Source organism: Streptomyces sp. NPDC023481, from assembly GCF_055560195.1.
Map to the genome: position 1 here is coordinate 209,808 of NZ_JBVHJE010000009.1, position 19,185 is coordinate 228,992.

A 19,185-nucleotide genomic window follows, 5' to 3' on the forward strand; every position below is an offset into this window, starting at 1 on the left:
CATGAGTCCCGCCCTCGCCGGCCTGCTCCAGTTGCTGGCCCTCATCGGCGCACTGGCGCTCGTCTACGTCCCCGTCGGCGGCTACATGGCCAGGGTCTACTCCTCCCGTCGGCACCTGCGCGTCGAGAGAGTGATCTACAAGGCCATCGGTGCCGACCCCGATGCCGAGATGACCTGGCCCGCCTATCTGCGCGGTGTCCTCGCCTTCTCGGCCGTCGGCGTCCTGTTCCTCTACCTGCTCCAGCGGGTGCAGGGCGTGCTGCCCGGCTCGCCGCACTTCTCCTCGGTCAGCCCGGCGCAGTCGTTCAACACGGCCGTCTCGTTCGTGACCAACACCAACTGGCAGTCGTACTACGGCGAGCAGACCATGGGTCACGTCGTGCAGACCGGCGGTCTGGCGGTGCAGAACTTCGTCTCGGCGGCCGTGGGCATGGCGGTCGCCGTGGCGCTGGTGCGTGGCTTCGCCCGCTCGCGCACCGGTGAGCTGGGCAACTTCTGGTCGGACCTGGTGCGCGGCACGCTGCGGATCCTGCTGCCGGCCGCCGCGATCGCCGCGGTGGTGCTGGTGGCGTGCGGCGCGATCCAGAACTTCTCCGGCATCCACGAGGTCGGCCAGTTCATGGGCGGCTCGCAGCAGTGGAACGGCGGGGCGGTCGCCTCCCAGGAGGCCGTCAAGGAGATCGGCACCAATGGTGGCGGCTACTTCAACGCCAACTCCGCCCACCCCTTCGAGAACCCCACCCCCTTCACCAACCTCTTCGAGGTCTTCCTGATCCTCGTCATCCCCTTCTCACTGACCCGCACCTTCGGGGTGATGGTCGGCAGTGTCCGGCAGGGTTACGCGATCCTCGCCACGATGTTCACGATCTGGCTGGGCTTCGTGGCGCTGATGATGTGGACCGAGTTCGCCCACCACGGCCCGGCGCTCCAGGCCGCGGGCGGCGCGCTGGAGGGCAAGGAGGTCCGGTTCGGGATCGGCGGCTCGTCGATCTTCGCGGTGTCCACGACGCTCACCTCGACCGGTGCGGTGGACTCCTTCCACTCCTCCTTCACCGGTCTGGGCGGCGGGATCACCATGCTCGGCATGATGCTGGGCGAGATCGCGCCCGGCGGCACCGGCTCCGGCCTCTACGGCATCCTGGTCATGGCCGTGATCGCGGTGTTCATCGCCGGTCTGATGGTGGGCCGTACGCCCGAGTACCTGGGCAAGAAGATCGGCGGCCGCGAGATGAAGCTCGCCGCCTGCTACATCCTGGTCACCCCCGCCCTGGTGCTGGTGTTCACCGCGGCCTCCATGGCGCTGCCGACCCCGCCGCACTCGATGCTCAACTCCGGTGCGCACGGGTTCTCCGAGGTGCTGTACGCGTTCACGTCGGCCGCCAACAACAACGGCTCGGCCTTCGCGGGGCTGAACGCCAACACCGACTGGTTCAACACCATGACCGGGCTGGCGATGCTGCTCGGCCGCTTCCTGCCGATGGTGTTCGTGCTCGCGCTGGCCGGCTCGCTCGCCGGGCAGACCCCGGTCCCGGTGACGGCCGGCACCCTGCGCACCGAGAAACCGCTGTTCACCGGCCTGCTGGTGGGCGCGACCCTCATCGTCACCGGTCTCACCTACTTCCCGGCGCTCGCGCTGGGCCCGCTGGCCGAGGGGCTGGCGTCATGACGACCCGAACGGAAAACCACGAGGACACGATGTCCACACCCACTCTGGCGCCCCACCAGGACGCGCCGACCGGGCACAAGCCCGCCGAGGGCCGTGTCGGAGCGGGCCTCTTCGACCCCAAGGCACTGGTCAGGTCGCTGCCGGACGCGTTCCGCAAGCTCGACCCGCGGGTGATGGTCAAGTCGCCCGTGATGTTCGTGGTGTGGATCGGTTCCGTGCTGACCACCGTCTTCTCCTTCCGGCACGCGGGCGACTGGTTCGGCTGGACCATCAGCGCCTGGCTCTGGCTGACCGTGGTCTTCGCCAACCTCGCGGAGGCGGTCGCCGAGGGCCGCGGCAAGGCGCAGGCCGACACCCTGCGCAAGGCCAAGACCGACACGGTCGCCCGCCGGCTGCTCGCGGACGGCTCCGAGGAGCGGGTCCCGGGCACCGCGCTCACCATCGGCGACCTGGTGGTCTGCGAGGCCGGCGACGTCATCCCGGGTGACGGGGACGTGGTCGAGGGTGTCGCCTCGGTGGACGAGTCGGCGATCACCGGTGAGTCGGCCCCGGTCATCCGCGAGTCCGGCGGTGATCGCAGCGCGGTGACGGGCGGTACGAAGGTGCTGTCCGACCGGATCGTCGTCAAGATCACGACGAGGCCCGGCGAGACCTTCATCGACCGGATGATCAACCTGGTCGAGGGGGCCGCCCGGCAGAAGACGCCCAACGAGATCGCGCTGAACATCCTGCTGGCGTCGCTGACCATCGTGTTCCTGCTGGCGGTGGCCACCCTGCCGCCGTTCGCGGACTACGCGGGCACCCACCTGACCATGGTCGTGCTGGTGGCCCTGCTGGTCTGCCTGATCCCGACGACCATCGGCGCCCTGCTCTCCGCGATCGGCATCGCGGGCATGGACCGCCTGGTGCAGCGCAACGTGCTGGCGATGTCGGGGCGTGCGGTGGAGGCCGCCGGTGACGTGTCCACGCTGCTGCTGGACAAGACCGGCACCATCACCCTCGGCAACCGCCAGGCGTCGGAGTTCGTGCCGGTGCCCGGCACCACCGAGGCGGAGGTGGCCGACGCCGCCCAGCTGTCGTCGCTGGCGGACGAGACGCCCGAGGGCCGCTCCGTCGTCGTCCTGGCGAAGGAGCGGTACGGGCTGCGTGAACGCCACCAGGGCGAGCTGGCGCACGCCGAATGGGTCGCCTTCACCGCCCAGACCCGTATGTCGGGTGTGGACGTCGACGGCCGGAGCATCCGCAAGGGCGCCACCGCCTCCGTCATCGCCTGGGTGAAGGAGCGGGGCGGCACGGTCGCCGCGGACGCCGACACCCTCGCCCACCGCATCTCCGAGGACGGCGGCACCCCGCTGCTCGTCGCCGTCCATGACGACAGGGGTGCCCGCGTCCTCGGGGTCGTCCACCTGAAGGACGTCGTCAAGAAGGGCATGCGGGAGCGGTTCGAGGAGCTGCGCCGCATGGGCATCAAGACGGTCATGATCACGGGTGACAACCCGCTGACCGCACGCGCCATCGCGGAGGAGGCGGGTGTCGACGACTTCCTCGCCGAGGCCACCCCCGAGGACAAGATGGCCCTCATCAAGCGGGAGCAGGCGGGCGGCAAGCTGGTCGCGATGACCGGCGACGGCACCAACGACGCCCCGGCGCTGGCCCAGGCGGACGTCGGCGTGGCGATGAACACCGGTACGTCGGCCGCCAAGGAGGCCGGCAACATGGTCGACCTCGACTCCAACCCGACCAAGCTCATCGAGATCGTGGAGATCGGCAAACAGCTCCTCATCACCCGGGGCGCGTTGACGACGTTCTCCATCGCCAACGACGTCGCGAAGTACTTCGCGATCATCCCGGCGCTGTTCGCGGCGGTCTACCCGGGCCTGGACAAGCTGAACATCATGCAGCTGTCCTCGCCGGACTCCGCGATCCTGTCCGCGGTGATCTTCAACGCGCTGATCATCATCGCGCTGGTGCCGCTGTCCCTGAAGGGCGTGCGCTACCGGCCGATGAGCGCCGACCGGATGCTCCGCCGCAACCTCGGGATCTACGGCCTCGGCGGCCTGGTCGCCCCCTTCATCGGCATCAAGATCATCGACCTGCTCATCTCCCTCATCCCCGGGATCGGCTGAACGCCATGAACAACTCCGTCACGAACACAGCCCGGTTGCTGGGAGCGGGTCTGCGGGCCCTCCTGGTGCTGACCCTGGTGACCGGTGTCCTCTACCCGCTGGTGGTCACCGGCATCGCGCAGGGGCTGTTCCCCGGCAAGGCGAACGGCTCCGAGGTCAGCGCGGGCGGCAGGGTCGTCGGCTCCTCGCTGATCGGGCAGTCGTACGACCTGCCGCTGAAGAAGGGGCAGCAGACCCCGGACGCGGACCTCAGGTGGTTCCAGGGCCGCCCCGCGGGCGGGCTCGGCACGAACAGTCTCAACACCCGGTACCAGCTGCTCCTGTCCGGCGCCACCAACCTGTCCGCGGACAGCAAGGTGCTGCTCGAGCAGGTGCAGGACGCGAAGGCAGCCGTGGTGAGGGACAACTCCGTGCCCGGCTACACCGTCAGGCCCTCGGACGTCCCCGCGGACGCGGTGACCTCCTCCGGCTCCGGCCTGGACCCGGACATCTCCCCGGCCTACGCAGAACTCCAGGCGCACCGCGTCGCCGCGAGGAACGGCCTGACCACCGCCCAGGTGGAGAAGCTGGTCATGAACCACACGGAGGGCCGCACCCTCGGCTTCCTGGGCGAGCCCCGGGTGAACGTCCTCCAACTCAACATCGCGCTCAAGGCCCTCGTAGCCGAGCGGTGACGGTTTTACGTGGCTCGCGGGGGGCGACGCGGCCGGGAGCGGTCCCGGTTCCGTCGCCTCCCGCATGGAAGTCGTCACCGGGGAGCCGCCCCGGATCCGCCGTACCCGCACGGGAGTCGACGCCCCCGGTACCGCCCCCGAACCCACCGCCCTCCACAGGAGTCGGTGGGTTCGCAGCGGCCCGGAGTCGTCGGCTCCCGCCGCCATGGCGTCGGTCGTCCCGTGCCGGCGCGATGACCGACGTACGACCTCCGCGCCGGCGCGAAGACCGACGTACGACCCCCGTGCCGGCGCGAGGACCGACGTACGACAGGAGAGGCACACGCCCATGACCCGGGTGCTCGTGGTGGAGGACGACCCGCAGCTCGTGCGGGCCCTCGTCATCAACTTGCAGGCACGTCACTACGGCGTGGACGCCGCCCCCGACGGGGCCACGGCCCTCCGGCTGGCCGCCGTGCGCCGGCCGGACGTGGTGCTGCTCGACCTCGGCCTGCCCGACATGGACGGTGTCGACATCATCAAGGGGCTGCGGGGCTGGAGCCGGGTGCCGATCCTGGTGCTGTCCGCGCGGCAGGCGTCCGACGAGAAGGTGGCCGCGCTGGACGCCGGCGCGGACGACTACGTCACCAAGCCGTTCAGCATGGCCGAGTTGCTGGCCCGGCTGCGCGCCGCCGTCCGCCGTACCGAGGACACCCCGTTCGTCCCCGAGACGACCCTGGTCGTCACCGAGCACTTCAGCGTCGACCTGCTCGCCAAGAAGGTGGTCAGACAGGGCCGGGACGTGCGGCTGACCCCGACCGAGTGGCACCTGCTGGAGATCCTGGTGACCAGTCCGGGACGGCTGGTCACCCAGAAGCAGCTCCTCCAGGAGGTCTGGGGCGTCTCACAGAGCGGCAAGACCAACTATCTGCGCGTCTACATGGCCCAGTTGCGCCGCAAGCTGGAGACCGACCCCTCCCACCCCCGCTATCTGGTCACCGAGCCCGGCATGGGCTACCGCTTCGAGGGATGACATGACACGCGGCAAGCCCCCGACAGCCGTCAGCGGCGCGTCAAAGTCGGGCCCGGCCTCGTCAGTGTCCCGTCAGGGCGTCCGCAGGGGGCGGTCGAGGCGGGCATAACGTCGGCTGTGAGCCTCGGTCGCCTCCCCGCAACCGGGGCTCGCCCCCACTCGTCCCTGCGCGTCCTGCCGGGAGGCACTCCATGGCACCACTGCCCGTCGATCGGTTCCCGGCCGGAATCCTGTACGTTCCGGTCCGGCCGGGAGCGGACGGGTGTGCGGCCGGTTCTTCCGTACACCGCTCGGGATCCGGACGGCCGTCGGGTTCACCTCCGAGCGTCGGCTGGCCGCGACGCTCGGCCCCGGTCAGGCGTGGATCCGCCTCGCCGAGCCAGCCCTGCGCGCGCTGACCGCGCCGCTCGGCGTCACCACCGTCACGGTGGACCCGCGGTTCACCGCCCCCGCCGCCACGCCGATCACGCCCGAGCTCCCCGCACTGCGGACCGCCTGAGAGAGGCAGCCACGATGACCACGGTCCACGAGCCCACCGCCACCACCACGCCCGACCTCTCCGTGTGGCCCGCCTCGACCACCGAGTCCCCGAGCGGCGACCTCACGGTGGGCGGGGTCGGTCTCGCCGAGATCGCCGACCGCTTCGGCACCCCCGTCTACGTCCTGGACGAGGCCGAGGTCCGCGACCGGTGCCGTACCTACCGGGACGCCTTCCCCGACGCCGAGGTCCTGTACGCGGCCAAGGCGTTCCTGTGCCGGGCCATGGCCCACTGGATGGACGAGGAGGGTCTCGGCCTCGACGTCTGCTCCGCCGGCGAACTCGAACTCGCCGTCACCACGGGCTTCCCGGCGGAGCGGATCGTGCTGCACGGCAACGCCAAGTCCCCGCGCGACCTCGACACCGCGCTGCGCCTGGGCATCGGGCGCATCGTCATCGACAGTCCCTCGGAGATCGCCCGGCTGGCCGCCGCCGTGGGCCCGGACGGGCACCAGAAGGTGATGGTCCGGGTCGTCCCGGGCATCGGCGCGGGCGGCCACGAGAAGATCCGCACCGGCACCGACGAGCAGAAGTTCGGCCTGTCCCTCACCGACGGCTACGCCCAGCACGCCATCACCCGCATCCTCGACCAGCCGCAGCTGGAACTGACCGGGCTGCACTGCCACCTGGGCTCGCAGATCACCTCGGTCAAGCCGTACCTCATGGCCGTACGGCGCATGGTCGGCCTCATGACCCGCCTCCACGAGCAGCACGGGCTGGTCCTGCCCGAGCTGGACCTCGGCGGCGGCCACGGCATCGCCTACCGCCCCGGCGAACCGGCCCTCGACCTGACGGCCCTGGCCCGCAGGGTCCGCGCGGAACTCGCCGACGCCTGCGCCACGGCCGGACTGCCCGTGCCCCGCCTGACCATCGAGCCGGGGCGGGCGATCGTGGGCCCCGCGGGCATCGCCGTGTACCGCGTCCTGTCCGTGAAGCGCACCGGCGGACACGTGTTCGTGGCCGTGGACGGCGGTATGAGCGACAACCCCCGTCCGGCCCTGTACGGCGTCCGGTACGCCCCGCGCCTGACCGGCCGCCCCGGTACGGCGGAGCGGACCCGTGTGACGGTGGTGGGCCGGCACTGCGAGGCGGGCGACGTGCTCGCCGCCGACGTGGACCTCCCCGCGGACGTGCGCCCCGGCGATCTGCTCGGTGTCCCGGTGGCGGGGGCCTACCACCTGTCGATGGCCTCCGGCTACAACCTGGTCGGCCGCCCGCCGGTGGTCGCCGTACGCGACGGCGTCGCCCGCCTGCTCGTCCGCCGGGAGTCCCTGGAGGACATCCGCAGCCGGGACGTGGGCCTGTGACCGCGGCCCCCTGAGCCCCCGGGCGGGTCGGCCCCTCCTCCCTCGCCGGCCGGCCCGCCCGGGCCGCACCGGAAACGGGCGGCCGCCGCGCGCCGGACACCGGGCCCGACCGCCCGGCCGGCCCGGCGAGGTCCCGGCGGTGTGCGCCCGGCACGCCGCGAGGTGCGGCCGGGTCCCCGTCACGCCGGCCACCGCCGCCACGAGAGCCTGCCGGACCGGCGCGGCCCGATCCTCGCCCCCGTGCCGCGGGCCCCGCACGGACGTGGCGGTGTGCATGCTGCCGTACCGGCCGACGCCGTGGGCGACCGCCGCGGGAGGCCACCGGGGTGTGTTCTCCGGTGGGCGGGGTGACCATGGAAGTCGAAGCGTCGGCGGGCGGAAAGGGTGCCTGCGATGAGCGAAGCCGAACGGCCCGCCGCGGACATCGGCCAGGTGTTCGGCGGACGAGGGAACGACGCGTCCTCGCAGCCGAGCGGATTGCTGGACCTGCTCGGGGTCGCGGCGGTGCTGCTGGACGCCGGGGGCCGGGTCGTCCTGTGGAGCCCGCAGGCCGAGGAGCTGTACGGCTACACCGCCGCGGAGGCGCTCGGGCAGTTCGCCGCGCGGCTCATGGTGCCCGAGGAGCACCGGGACTGGGTGCTCGGGAAGTTCGCCGAGGTCATGGGGACGGGCCGGAGCTGGGCCGGCACGTTTCCCGTCCGGCGCAAGGACGGCGGCACCCGGCTGGTGGAGCTGCGCAACATGCGGCTCCAGGACGACCGCGGGGATTTCTACGCGCTCGGCCTCGGCACCGACTCGCCCACCCTGCGCGAGGTGGAGCGGGACGTCGCCTTCTCCACCCGGCTGATCTCCCAGTCGCCCCTCGGGATCGCGATCTTCGACCCGGGCCTGCGGTACCTGGCCGTCAACCCGGCGCTGGAGCGGATGCACGGCATCCCCGCGAGGGACCATCTCGGCCGCCACTACCGCGAGATCATGCAGGACACGAAGTTCGAGGTGCCCGAGGCCGCGATGCGGGAGGTCCTCGACACCGGGGCACCCCTGATCGACCGGTCCACCATCGTCGGCCGCAGCCCGGCCGACCCGGAACCGCGCACACACGCCTGGACGATCTCGGTCTACCGGCTGGAGGACACCCAGGGCCGTGTGCTCGGGGTGGCCGAACTGGTCACGGACGTCACCGAGCGCTACGAGTCGGCCCAGGAGGCGACCGCGACCCGGCGGCGCCTGGCCCTGATCGCCGACGGCTCCGCCCGGATCGGCACCACCCTGGACATCGCGCAGACCGCCCGGGAGCTGGCCGACGTCACCGTGCCCGAGCTGGCCGACGTGGTCTCCGTCGACGTCCTCGACTCCGCCCTCGACGAGCACCGGCCCCGCACCCGGGTCGGTCCCGCGTTCTTCCGTGCCCTCGCGCTGAAGGCCGCCTACTCCACCGAGGCCGCCGAGGCCGCCGATCCGCCCGGGCACATCGCCGCGTACGACGCCGACCGCGTGGCCACCCACTGCGTGCGCACCGGCCGGGCCGTCCTGATCCGGCACGCCGGCGAGGACGACCTGGCGCGCATCGCCCGCGACGACCGAGCGGCCACGCTGCTGGCGCGCGCCGGGGTGCACTCCTACCTGGCCGTCCCCCTCACCGCGCGCGCCACCGTCCTCGGTTTCCTGGGGCTGACCCGCGCCCGCGACCCGCGGCCCTTCGACGAGGACGACCTCGCCATCGCCACCGAACTGGCCTCCCGCGCCGCGGTGTGCATCGACAACGCCCGTGCCCATCGACGCGTGCGCAACGCCGCCGAGACCCTCCAGCGCAGTCTGCTCCCCCGTCATCCGCCGCACCTGCCCGGCCTGCAGATCGCCTCCCGCTACCAGCCCGCGCAGGCCGCCTACGAGATCGGCGGCGACTGGTACGACGTCCTGCCGCTGGGCGAGGACAAGACGGCCCTCGTCGTGGGTGACGTCATGGGCAGCGGTATCGACGCCGCCGCGGCCATGGGCCGGCTGCGCACCGCGACCGCCGCCTTCGCCGGCCTCGACCTGGACCCGGCCCGCGTCCTCGAACAGCTCGACACGATCACCTCCGGCCTGGAGCAGTACATCGCCACCTGCCTCTACGCCGCCTACGACCCCCACCGCGGCCGGTGCCACATCGCGAACGCCGGGCACCTGCCCCCCGTCCTCGTCCGCCGCGGACACCGTCCCCGGCTCCTCGACCTGCCCACCGGCACCCCCCTCGGCGTCGGCGGTGTCCCGTTCGAGACCACGACCGTCGGTCTCGACGACGGCGACCAGCTGGTCCTGTACACCGACGGGCTCGTGGAGACCCGCCACCACTCCATCGACGAACGCCTCGACACGCTCCTGCGCGTCCTCGACGCTCCCGACCGCCCCCTGGAGGAAACGTGCGACCGGCTTCTGCACGACCTCCGCCGGCCCGACGACCACGACGACGTCGCCCTGCTGATCGCCCGCGCGCAGGCGTCCGCGCCGGTGGACGCCCCGGCGGACGCGCCGGCGGGCACGCCGCCCCCCGCGAGCTGAACGGCAGCGGCCGCCGCCCCCGCTCCGGTGGGGGGCCGCCGTTCGGGTGAGCCGCGGCGGCCCGCTTCCGGTACGGAGGCCAAGGGAGACGGAGTCGTGGACGCTTTCGAGCGAGTGTGCTGGTCGCGGCGAAGTGGCAGCCTGCTGTGCGCCTGGCCACACTGAAAAGCGGCCGTTCCGGATCAGGTACGGCTCGGCCGGCCATTGGCGATCCGCACGTTTTCAGGAGATGGAATGGTGGAGCAGTCCTCCAAGATCCCGATACCGGGACCGGACGAACCTGCCGTCACCCTGAGCGCCATCGGGCCGGCCAGGTCGGACACCGAGCGCGTGCTCGCACGGACCCTGGCCGAGCTGACCGGAGCCGAACAGGTTCCGGCCGAGAGTCACTTCTTCACCGACCTCGGTGCCAACTCCCTGGTGATGGCACAGTTCTGCGCACGGCTCAGGAAGAACCCGCAGCTGCCGTCCCCGTCCATGCGGGACATCTACCGGTATCCCACCATCCGCAGCCTGACGGCGGCGCTCGTGGAGGACGCCCCCGCCCCCGCCCCCGTCGCCGTGGCCGAGCCCCCGTCGCAGCCGGCTCCCACCGCGTCACCGGCCCCGGTGACCCGGGCGGGGCGGCGCGCCCATCTGCTGTGCGGCACGGCGCAGCTGGCGGTCTTCCTCGGGTACTCCCTCGTCTCCGGGTTCGTCACCGCCCGCGGCTACGAGTGGATCGCCGGCGGCACCGGCCCGCTGGACGTCTACATCCGGTCGCTGCTGTTCGGCGGCATCGGGTTCCTCGCCCTGTGCCTGTTCCCGGTCGGGGCGAAGTGGGTGCTCGTCGGCCGTTGGAAGCCCCGCGAGTTCCCCGTCTGGGGCCTGTCCTATCTGCGGCTGTGGCTCGTGAAGGTGCTGCTGCACGCGAACCCCATGGTGTTCCTCGTCGGCACCCCGCTGTACGTGCTGTACCTGCGGGCGCTGGGCGCGCGGATCGGGAAGGGCGTCACGATCCTCTCCCGTTCCGTGCCCGTCTGCACCGACCTGCTGACGATCGGCGCCGGGACGGTGATCCGCAAGGACTCCTTCTTCCTCTGCTACCGGGCGCACGCGGGCCGCATCCAGACGGGCCGGGTCACCCTGGGCCGGGACGCGTTCGTCGGCGAGCGGACGGTGCTGGACATCGACACCTCGCTGGGCGACGGCGCCCAGCTGGGCCACTCCTCCGCGCTGCACCGCGGGCAGGCGGTCCCGGCCAGGGAGCGCTGGCACGGGTCACCGGCGGAGCCGACGCGCACCGACTACCTGAGGGTGGCGCCGGCCCGGTGCGGGAGCGTGCGCCGGACCTGGTTCGGCCTGGTCACCATGGTGCAGCTGCTCTTCGTGTACGTCCCGCTCGCCGTCGGCGGGATGTACATCCTGTTCACGGGGGTGCCGGCGATCGGCAAGCGGCTCGATCCGGAGACGGCCGTGATGTCCCGGAGCGACCTCGTCCCCGACGCGCTGGTGCTCTCGCTGGTCCTGTTCTGCGGCTTCCTCGTGCTCGGCCTGCTGACGCTGTACACGGTCCCGCGGCTGCTGGGTCTGGTGGTCAGGCCCGACCGGGTGTATCCGCTGTACGGGTTCCACTACACGGTGCACCGGCTGGCGGCCCGCCTGACGAACATCAAGTTCTTCGCCTGGCTGTTCGGCGACAGTTCGTACATCGTGCCCTACCTGCGCGGCCTCGGCTACGACCTGACCGAAGTCGAGCAGACCGGTTCGAACTTCGGCACCGAGGTGCAGCACGAGACACCGTTCCTGGTCTCCGTCGGGACCGGGACGATGGTGGCCGACGGGCTCTCGGTGGTCAACGCCGACTACTCCAGTACGTCGTTCCGGCTGTCCCGGGTGACGATCGGGCCGCGCAACTTCCTGGGCAACAACATCGCCTACCCGGTGGGCGGCAGGACGGGCGAGAACTGCCTCCTGGCGACGAAGGTGATGGTCCCGCTGGACGGCGAGGTCCGCACGGGCGTCGGCCTCCTCGGCTCGCCCTGTTTCGAGATCCCCCGCTCGGTGGACCGGGACGCCCGGTTCGACCATCTGCGCACGGGCGAGGAGCTGCGCCGGCACCTCACCGCGAAGAACCGTTACAACCTGCGCTCGATGACGCTGATGCTGTTCGTGCGCTGGGTGCACACCTTCGCGCTCACGCTGCTCGCCCTCGCCTCCGTGGACCTGTACGGGGTGTTCGGGCAGGTGGTGATCGGCGCGTACGTGGCGCTGCTGCTGGTGTTCTCCACCGCGTACTACGTGCTGGTGGAGCGGTGCCTGATGCGGTTCCGCCGGATGACCCCGCAGTTGTGCTCCATCTACGACCCCACGTTCTGGCTGCACGAGCGGGTGTGGAAGGTGCCGTCCCACTACCTCAACATCTTCAACGGGACCCCGTACAAGAGCCTCGTGTGGCGGCTGCTGGGCGTGCGCATCGGCAAGCGGGTGTTCGACGACGGCTGCTACGTGACCGAGCGGACGCTGACCACCGTCGGGGACGACTGCATCCTGAACGCCGGCAGCAAACTCCAGTGCCACTCGCAGGAGGACGGCACGTTCAAGTCGGACCACACCACGCTCGGCGCGCGCTGCACGCTGGGCGTCGGCGCCCATGTGCACTACGGCGTGACGATGGGCGACGACGCGGTGCTGACGGCCGACTCCTTCCTCATGAAGGGCGAGGAAATACCCCCGAACGCGCACTGGGGCGGCAATCCGGCCGTGGACATGCCCGAGGGCGGCGGCCCCGGCCGGGCCCTGCGCACGACCGACGCCCCCGCGACTGCCACGAGTTGAGGAAGGCCATCGCCATGGACACGCGCGTGGAGACGGACCGGGAGTTCTGGAGCCGGGTGCTGACCGCCGGCGGTGCCACCGCCGTACCGCGGTGGGCGCCTGCGCCGGAGCCGGGGGCGGCCGAGCAGGAGACGGCGGTCCCGGACGACGTGGCGTCCGCGCTGCGCAGGCTGGTCCGCCGGTCGGGGCTGCCGGTCAGCGCGGTGCTGCTGGCGGCGCACGCCAAGGTGCTGTCCGCGCTGTCCGGCGAGCGGGAGCTGGTGACGGGGTACACCGCCGGGGTGCGCGGTGAGCCGCTGCCGTGCCGGCTGACGGTGCCCCCCGGGTCCTGGCGGGCGCTGGTGTCGGCGGCCGAGCGGGCCGAGGCGGCGGTGCTGGCCCACCGGGAGTTCCCGGTGGCGGCCCTGGCCCGGGAACTGGAGCTGACCGAGCCGGTGCACGAGGCGGTGTTCGGCCCCATGGGCGCCGACGACGCGCACGCCGAGGACGGGGTGCTGCATGTGCGCTGGTGCGACCGGGGCGGCCGGCTGCTGCTGCGCCTGCGGTACCGCACGGACGTGCTGGACGCCGGGAGCGCGGCACGGATCGGCGGCTACCACCTGAAGGCGCTGCGGCTGATGGCGGCCGATCCGGACGCCGAGCACGCGCAGCAGAGCCTGCTGTCGGCGGAGGAGGTGCGCGAGCAGCTGGAAGGGCTGGCGGGGCCGCACCGGCCGCTGCCGGACGCCCGCGCGCACGAGCTGTTCGAGCAGCGGGTACGGGAGCGTCCGCGGGCGGTGGCCGCGGTGCACGGCGAGCGGTCGTGGACGTACGGGGAACTGAACGCGCGCGCCAACCGGCTGGCGCGGGCGCTGCTGGCCCGCGGTCTCGGCCGGGAGGACGTCGTCGCCGTCGTCACCGAGCGCAACCTCGACTGGCTGGCGGCGACGCTGGCGGTGTTCAAGGCGGGCGGGGTGTACCTGCCGGTCGAGCCGCACTTCCCGGCCGGCCGGGTGGCGGCGACGTTGTCCCGGGCCGGGTGCCGGCTGGTGCTCACCGAGTCGGGCAGCACCGGCTCCCTCGACGAGGCGCTGGCCGAGCTGCCCGGAACCGAGAAGCTGCTGGTGGAGACGGCGTACGCGGAACCGCACGCCGACGACGACCCCGGGGTGCCGGTCGACGCCGGTCAGCTGGCCTACATCTACTTCACCTCCGGCTCCACCGGCGAGCCGAAGGGCGCGATGTGCGAGCACGCCGGTCTGCTCAACCACCTCCACGCCAAGATCGACGACCTGGGGATCGGCGACGGGTCCGTGGTGGCGCAGACGGCCCCGCAGTGCTTCGACATCTCGCTGTGGCAGCTGGTGTCCGCGCTGCTGGTCGGTGGCCGGACCGTGCTGGTCGGCCAGGACGTGGTCGTGGACGTCGAGCGGTTCGTCGACACGCTGGTGCGCGACCGGGTCACCGTCGCCCAGCTGGTGCCCTCCTACCTGGAGGTCGTGGTCTCGTACCTGGAGAAGCACCCCCGGGACCTGCCGGACCTGCGCTGGGTGTCGGTGACCGGCGAGGCGCTGAAACGGGAGCTGGTGCAGCGCTGGTTCGCGCTCCGGCCGGGCGCCCGGCTGCTGAACGCCTACGGGCTGACCGAGACGTCCGACGACACCAACCACGAGGTCCTGGACGGTGTGCCGGACAGGGTGCTGCTGGGGCGGGCGGTCAACAACGTGCGCGTCTACGTCGTGGACGAGCAGCTGGCGCTGGTGCCGCTGGGCGCCCCGGGGCTGATCGCGTTCTCCGGTGTCTGTGTGGGCCGGGGCTACGTCAACGACCCCGAGCGGACCCGGGAGGCCTACCGGACCGACCCGTACCGGCCCGGGGAGCGGCTGTACCTGGGCGGCGACTGGGGCCGCTGGCACCCCGGGGGCAAGCTGGAGTTCCTCGGCCGCCGCGACAGCCAGGTCAAGATCCGCGGGTTCCGCATCGAGATCGGCGAGATCGAGAACACCCTGCTGCGGGTGGACGGGGTGCGGGACGGCGCGGTGGTCGTGGCCGAGCGGGGCGGCGGGAACACCCAGCTGATCGCCTTCCACACCGGCCGGCGTCACGAGCCGGACGTGCTGCGCGAGGCGCTCGCGGCGGCGCTGCCCGCCTACATGGTCCCCGCGGCCTTCCACTGGCAGGAGAGCCTGCCGCTGACCCCCAACGGCAAGATCGACCGCAAGGAGCTGACCGCGCGGGCCGCCGAGGCCGGGCCGGCCGCGGACCGGACCGGCGGGGGGCGCGACGGTACGGAGCCGGTCGGTGGGGAGCGGGTCGGCGCGCAGGCGGAGGCGCTCAGTCCGGCCGAGCGGCGGCTGGCGGCGGTCTGGGCCGAACTGCTGGGCGTGCCCGAGCACCGGATCGGCCGGAAGGACCACTTCTTCGACTCCGGGGGCACCTCCCTGACGGCCGTCAAGCTCAGCATCGCGCTGGACCGGGCGGTCTCCCTGAAGGACATCACCCGCAACCCGGTCCTCGCCGACCTCGCCGACCTCCTCGACGGCGCCGGCCGGCGGCGCACGGAGCTGCTCCAGCCCCTGTCGGACCCGGGCCGTACGCAGGAGTGCGCGCTGGTGTGCTTCCCGTACGCGGGCGGCAACGCCGTCAACTACCGTCCGCTGGCGGCCGCGTTGGCGGGCAGCGGGGTCGCGGTCCTCGCGGTGGACCTGCCCGGCCACGACGTGGCGGCCCACCGCGAGCCGTTCGCGTCGGTAGAGGAGGTGGCCGACCGGGTCGCGGACGAGATCACGGCACGCGGCCCGGCCCGGGTCATGCTGTGGGGCCACTCGTCGGGCGCCGCACCGGCCCTGGCGACGGCCCGCAGGCTCCAGGAGCGGGGCGTGCCGGTCACGCGGGTGTTCCTCGGGGCGCAGCTGCTCGGCACGGCCGCCGAGCGGAGCGCCGCCGTCGCCGAGCTGACGGGGCGCGGCGACGCGGAGATCGCGGTGCGGCTGACCGCGGACGGCGGCTACACGGAACTCGCCGAACTCGACGAGCGGCACGCCGAGCACATCGGAGCCGCCTACCGGCACGACTGCGTCCAGGCCCACCGCTGGTTCCAGGCGGCCCTGGAGAACCCGCCGCCGGTGCGGCTGTCCGCGCCGGTCTCGGTGGTCGTCGCCGCCGACGACCCGCACACGGCGGGCCACGCCGACCTCCACCGCGACTGGCTGCTGCTGGCCGAGCGGGTCGAGCTGCACGAACTGCCCGACGGGGGCCACTACTTCCTGCGCACCCGGCCGGCCGAGGCGGCGCGGGCCGTGCTGGACACGGCCGTCCCCCTGGCCTCCACCTGAAGGCCCGTACCCCCACCGACGGGCGACCGAAAGGAAACCGAGATGCCGTCCTCATCCCTGGCAGCACCGCTCGACGTGCAGCTGCGGCCGGACCGGCCCGCGCTGCTGAGCGTCGGCCCGCCGGACGACCCCGCGGCCTGGGCGGCCCACTACCGCGAGGCGCTCAGGGCGCAGGTCACCGAGCACGGGGCGCTGCTGGTGCGCGGCCTCGGCCTCCGGGACACCGGCCAGGCCGCCGCCGTCTTCGCCCGGCTGGCCGGCGACCTCATGCCGGAGCGTGAGGCGTTCGCGCCGCGGGAGGAGCACGGGCCTGGGCTGTACTCCTCCACGCCCTGGCCGGCCAACCAGCCGATGTGCATGCACCACGAGCTGAGCTACCAGCTGGAGGTGCCCGGCCTGCTGCTGTTCGCCTGCCTGACGCCGCCCGAGCAGGGCGGGGCGACGGCGGTGGCCGACGCGGCGGAGATCCTGGGGGCGCTGCCCGCCGAGCTGACGGAGCGCTTCGAGCGGGAGGGCTGGCTGCTGACCCGTACCTACAACGACGAGATCGGGGCGTCCGTCGCGGAGTCGTTCGGCACCGACGACCGCGACGCGATCGAGCGGTACTGCCGCGCGAACGCCATCGACTTCCGCTGGCTGCCCGACGGCTCCCTGCGCACCGAGCAGCGCCGCCGCGCCGTCGTGGAACACCCGCGCACCGGCAGGCGGTGCTGGTTCAACCAGATCGCCTTCCTCAACGAGTGGACGCTGGCCCCGGAGGTCCGCGAGTACCTGGTGGACGAGTACGGCGCGGACGCGCTGCCGTTCAACACCCGCTACGGGGACGGCACCCCGATCGGTGAGGACGTCGTACAACTCCTCAACGCCACCTACGAGGAGCACACCCGGCGCGAGCCCTGGCAGGCCGGCGACCTGATGCTGGTCGACAACATCGGCACCGCGCACAGCAGGGAGCCGTTCACCGGGGAGCGGCTGGTCCTGGTCGGCATGGCCGAGCCGCGGCGCCTGCCCGGCTCCGGCCCGGCGGAGGAGGCGAGCCTGCGATGACCCAGCTGTCGACCTCCCCGCAGCCGCCCGCGCCCCACCCCGGGCCGCCGCCCACCTTCGCGGTGATCTCCGGCAGACAGGTGCAGCAGGCGCTGACCGGCCGGGAGAGGGAACTGGTGGAACTGGTGGAGGCCACCTACCGGCTGCACGGCGCCGGGGACTCGGTCAACCCGCCGTCGTACTTCCTGCGCTTCCCCGACCGCCCCACGGCCCGGATCATCGCGCTGCCCGCCTCCATCGGTGGCCCGGCGCAGGTGGACGGCGTGAAGTGGATCTCCAGTTTCCCGGAGAACGTGCGCGCCGGGCTGCCCCGGGCGTCGGCGGTGCTGATCCTCAACGACCACGAGACGGGCTACCCGTTCGCCTGTCTGGAGAGTTCCGTCATCAGCGCGACCCGGACGGCGGCCTCGGCCGCGCTGGCCGCCGACTGGCTCAGCCGCACCCGGGCCCGGCCCCGCCGGGTCGGCTTCTTCGGTACGGGTCTGATCGCCCGGTACATCCACACCTTCCTCGCCGGCAGCGGCTGGACCTTCGACGCGATCGGCGTGCACGACCTGTCCGCCGACAGCACCGAGGGTTTCCGCGGCTATCTGCGCCAGGCCGGCGCCACCGGGCAGGTCACCGTCCACGACAGCGCCGAGGACCTGATCCGCTCCAGCGACCTGGTGGTCTTCGCCACCGTCGCCGGCCGGCCGCATGTCACGGCGCCGGCCTGGTTCGAGCACAACCCGGTGGTCCTGCACGTGTCGTTGCGCGACCTCGCCCCGGAGATCCTGCTCACCGCGGCCAACTTCGTGGACGACGTCGAGCACTGCCTGAAGGCCGAGACCTCCCCGCACCTGGTCGAACAGCGCACCGGGAACCGGGACTTCCTCAACGGCACCCTGTACGACGTGATGCTCGGCCGCGCCGCGCCGCCGCCCGACCAGCCGGTGATCTTCTCGCCCTTCGGCCTCGGCGTCCTCGACCTGGCCGTCGGCAAGTACGTCTACGACCGTGTGGCCCGGGCGGGGGAACTCCGCCTCATCGACGACTTCTTCCACGACCTGCGCCGGTACGGCTGAGGCCGCTGCGCTTCAGCCCTGGCACCAGGAGGCTGCCGTGCCCGTCATCTCCGCTCCCCACGCCTTCAACGAAGGCAGTCTGTTCGTAGATCTGGAGTCGATCTTCGGATGCCGCCTCTACCTGAAGTGCGAGGGTTTCAACTTCGCCGGCTCCATCAAGTTGAAGGCCGCGAACGAGATGGTGGAGAGCGCCGAGCGGGAGGGGCGGCTGACGCCGGACTCCGTCCTGGTCGAGTCCTCGTCCGGGAACCTGGGCGTCGCGCTGAGCGTGATCGCCGCGAGCAAGGGCTACCGGTTCCTGTGCGTGACGGACCCCCGGTGCAACCTGTCCACCAAGCTGCTGATGGAGGCCCTCGGCAGCCAGGTGCACGTGGTGACCGACCTGGACGGCAACGGCGGTTTCCTGGGCACGCGGCTGGAGTACGTGCGCGCGCTGTGCGCGTCCGACGAGCGGTACGTGTGGCTCAGCCAGTACACCAACGCGGGGAACTGGCGGGCCCACTTCCGGACGACGGCACCGGAGATCGCCGGCCACTTCCCGCACCTGGACGTCCTGTTCGTCGGGACGGGCACCGCAGGGACGCTGATGGGCTGCGGGCGCTACTTCCGCGAGTGGCACCGGCCGGTGCGGATCGTCGCCGTGGACAGCGTGGGCTCGGTGGCCTTCGGCGGCGAGCCCGGCCGCCGGATGATCCCCGGCCTGGGCATGAGCATGCGCCCGCCGCTGCTGGACGAGTCGTACGTGGACGAGGTGATCCGGGTGGAGGAGGCGGACACCATCCGCACCTGCCACCGGATGGCCCGGCGGGGCTTCCTGTTCGGCGGCTCCACCGGGTCGGTGGTCAGCGCGGCGACGGACTGGCTGGCCCGGCACGGCACCCGGGACCTCACCGCGGTGGCCATAGCGCCCGACCTCGGCGAGCGCTACCTGGACACCATCTACCAGTCCAACTGGCTGCAGGACCTGTACGGCGAGAGTCTGCTGGACTCCGCCCGGACGGAAACCCCGTGGGAGGAGAACTCCGCCTCCCGGGGCCCGGGCCGGCGCCGAAGAGCCTGACGCCCGCGCGGTGGCGGGG

General features: G+C 72.4%; 11 protein-coding genes and 1 pseudogene. All 12 read left to right on the plus strand.

Annotation, left to right across the window (positions count from 1 at the left end; all coding sequences use genetic code 11):
• Position 1: 1 nt before the first annotated feature.
• The 12 genes and pseudogenes from kdpA to sbnA all read left to right on the plus strand — a co-directional run bounded on the left by kdpA (position 2) and on the right by sbnA (position 19,166).
• The gene (gene kdpA / locus ACZ3ZD_RS19725; RefSeq protein ID WP_467398835.1) at positions 2 to 1,666 is read left to right on the plus strand and encodes a potassium-transporting ATPase subunit KdpA; all 1,665 of its coding nucleotides are present in this window, start codon (positions 2 to 4) and stop codon (positions 1,664 to 1,666) included.
• On the plus strand, positions 1,663 to 3,792 hold the full coding sequence (gene kdpB, locus ACZ3ZD_RS19730) for a potassium-transporting ATPase subunit KdpB (protein ID WP_467398837.1): 2,130 nt from the start codon (positions 1,663 to 1,665) through the stop codon (positions 3,790 to 3,792). Before kdpA ends, kdpB begins: the two co-directional genes overlap by 4 nt.
• A gap of 5 nt (positions 3,793 to 3,797) precedes the next feature.
• Positions 3,798 to 4,466 (plus strand): potassium-transporting ATPase subunit C, encoded by a 669-nt coding sequence (locus ACZ3ZD_RS19735; RefSeq protein ID WP_467398840.1) that lies wholly within the window; start codon positions 3,798 to 3,800, stop codon positions 4,464 to 4,466.
• 328 nt (positions 4,467 to 4,794) lie between these two features.
• A complete protein-coding gene (locus tag ACZ3ZD_RS19740; RefSeq protein WP_467398842.1) occupies positions 4,795 to 5,478 on the plus strand; it encodes a response regulator in 684 nt (227 codons plus the stop codon).
• A gap of 191 nt (positions 5,479 to 5,669) precedes the next feature.
• Positions 5,670 to 5,977: pseudogene (locus ACZ3ZD_RS19745) on the plus strand (SAV_915 family protein).
• A gap of 14 nt (positions 5,978 to 5,991) precedes the next feature.
• Positions 5,992 to 7,323 carry a diaminopimelate decarboxylase gene (gene lysA / locus ACZ3ZD_RS19750; protein ID WP_467398844.1) on the plus strand — a complete coding sequence of 444 codons (1,332 nt, stop codon included), beginning with the start codon at positions 5,992 to 5,994 and terminating at the stop codon, positions 7,321 to 7,323.
• Positions 7,324 to 7,716: 393 nt separating this feature from the next.
• Entirely contained in the window at positions 7,717 to 9,864 is a 2,148-nt protein-coding gene (locus ACZ3ZD_RS19755; RefSeq protein ID WP_467398847.1) for a SpoIIE family protein phosphatase, read from the plus strand.
• A gap of 234 nt (positions 9,865 to 10,098) precedes the next feature.
• Complete coding sequence (locus tag ACZ3ZD_RS19760) at positions 10,099 to 12,681, plus strand: Pls/PosA family non-ribosomal peptide synthetase (protein ID WP_467398849.1); 2,583 nt, start codon at positions 10,099 to 10,101, stop codon at positions 12,679 to 12,681.
• Between the two features lie 14 nt (positions 12,682 to 12,695).
• Positions 12,696 to 15,995, plus strand: coding sequence for a non-ribosomal peptide synthetase (locus tag ACZ3ZD_RS19765; RefSeq protein ID WP_467398852.1), 3,300 nt, complete (start codon positions 12,696 to 12,698; stop codon positions 15,993 to 15,995).
• Between the two features lie 42 nt (positions 15,996 to 16,037).
• Positions 16,038 to 17,042, plus strand: coding sequence for a TauD/TfdA family dioxygenase (locus tag ACZ3ZD_RS19770; RefSeq protein ID WP_467398854.1), 1,005 nt, complete (start codon positions 16,038 to 16,040; stop codon positions 17,040 to 17,042).
• Positions 17,039 to 18,106 (plus strand): 2,3-diaminopropionate biosynthesis protein SbnB, encoded by a 1,068-nt coding sequence (sbnB, locus tag ACZ3ZD_RS19775; protein WP_467398857.1) that lies wholly within the window; start codon positions 17,039 to 17,041, stop codon positions 18,104 to 18,106. Before ACZ3ZD_RS19770 ends, sbnB begins: the two co-directional genes overlap by 4 nt.
• Before the next feature lie 37 nt (positions 18,107 to 18,143).
• Complete coding sequence (sbnA, locus tag ACZ3ZD_RS19780) at positions 18,144 to 19,166, plus strand: 2,3-diaminopropionate biosynthesis protein SbnA (RefSeq protein WP_467398859.1); 1,023 nt, start codon at positions 18,144 to 18,146, stop codon at positions 19,164 to 19,166.
• Positions 19,167 to 19,185 lie beyond the last annotated feature (19 nt).

Excerpts from the sequence above, each read along its gene's own strand:
- kdpA (WP_467398835.1), top strand. The coding sequence starts at position 2 with ATGAGTCCCGCCCTCGCCGGCCTGCTCCAGTTGCTGGCCCTCATCGGC.
- kdpB (WP_467398837.1), top strand. The coding sequence starts at position 1,663 with ATGACGACCCGAACGGAAAACCACGAGGACACGATGTCCACACCCACT.
- ACZ3ZD_RS19735 (WP_467398840.1), top strand. The coding sequence starts at position 3,798 with ATGAACAACTCCGTCACGAACACAGCCCGGTTGCTGGGAGCGGGTCTG.
- ACZ3ZD_RS19740 (WP_467398842.1), top strand. The coding sequence starts at position 4,795 with ATGACCCGGGTGCTCGTGGTGGAGGACGACCCGCAGCTCGTGCGGGCC.
- lysA (WP_467398844.1), top strand. The coding sequence starts at position 5,992 with ATGACCACGGTCCACGAGCCCACCGCCACCACCACGCCCGACCTCTCC.
- ACZ3ZD_RS19755 (WP_467398847.1), top strand. The coding sequence starts at position 7,717 with ATGAGCGAAGCCGAACGGCCCGCCGCGGACATCGGCCAGGTGTTCGGC.
- ACZ3ZD_RS19760 (WP_467398849.1), top strand. The coding sequence starts at position 10,099 with ATGGTGGAGCAGTCCTCCAAGATCCCGATACCGGGACCGGACGAACCT.
- ACZ3ZD_RS19765 (WP_467398852.1), top strand. The coding sequence starts at position 12,696 with ATGGACACGCGCGTGGAGACGGACCGGGAGTTCTGGAGCCGGGTGCTG.
- ACZ3ZD_RS19770 (WP_467398854.1), top strand. The coding sequence starts at position 16,038 with ATGCCGTCCTCATCCCTGGCAGCACCGCTCGACGTGCAGCTGCGGCCG.
- sbnB (WP_467398857.1), top strand. The coding sequence starts at position 17,039 with ATGACCCAGCTGTCGACCTCCCCGCAGCCGCCCGCGCCCCACCCCGGG.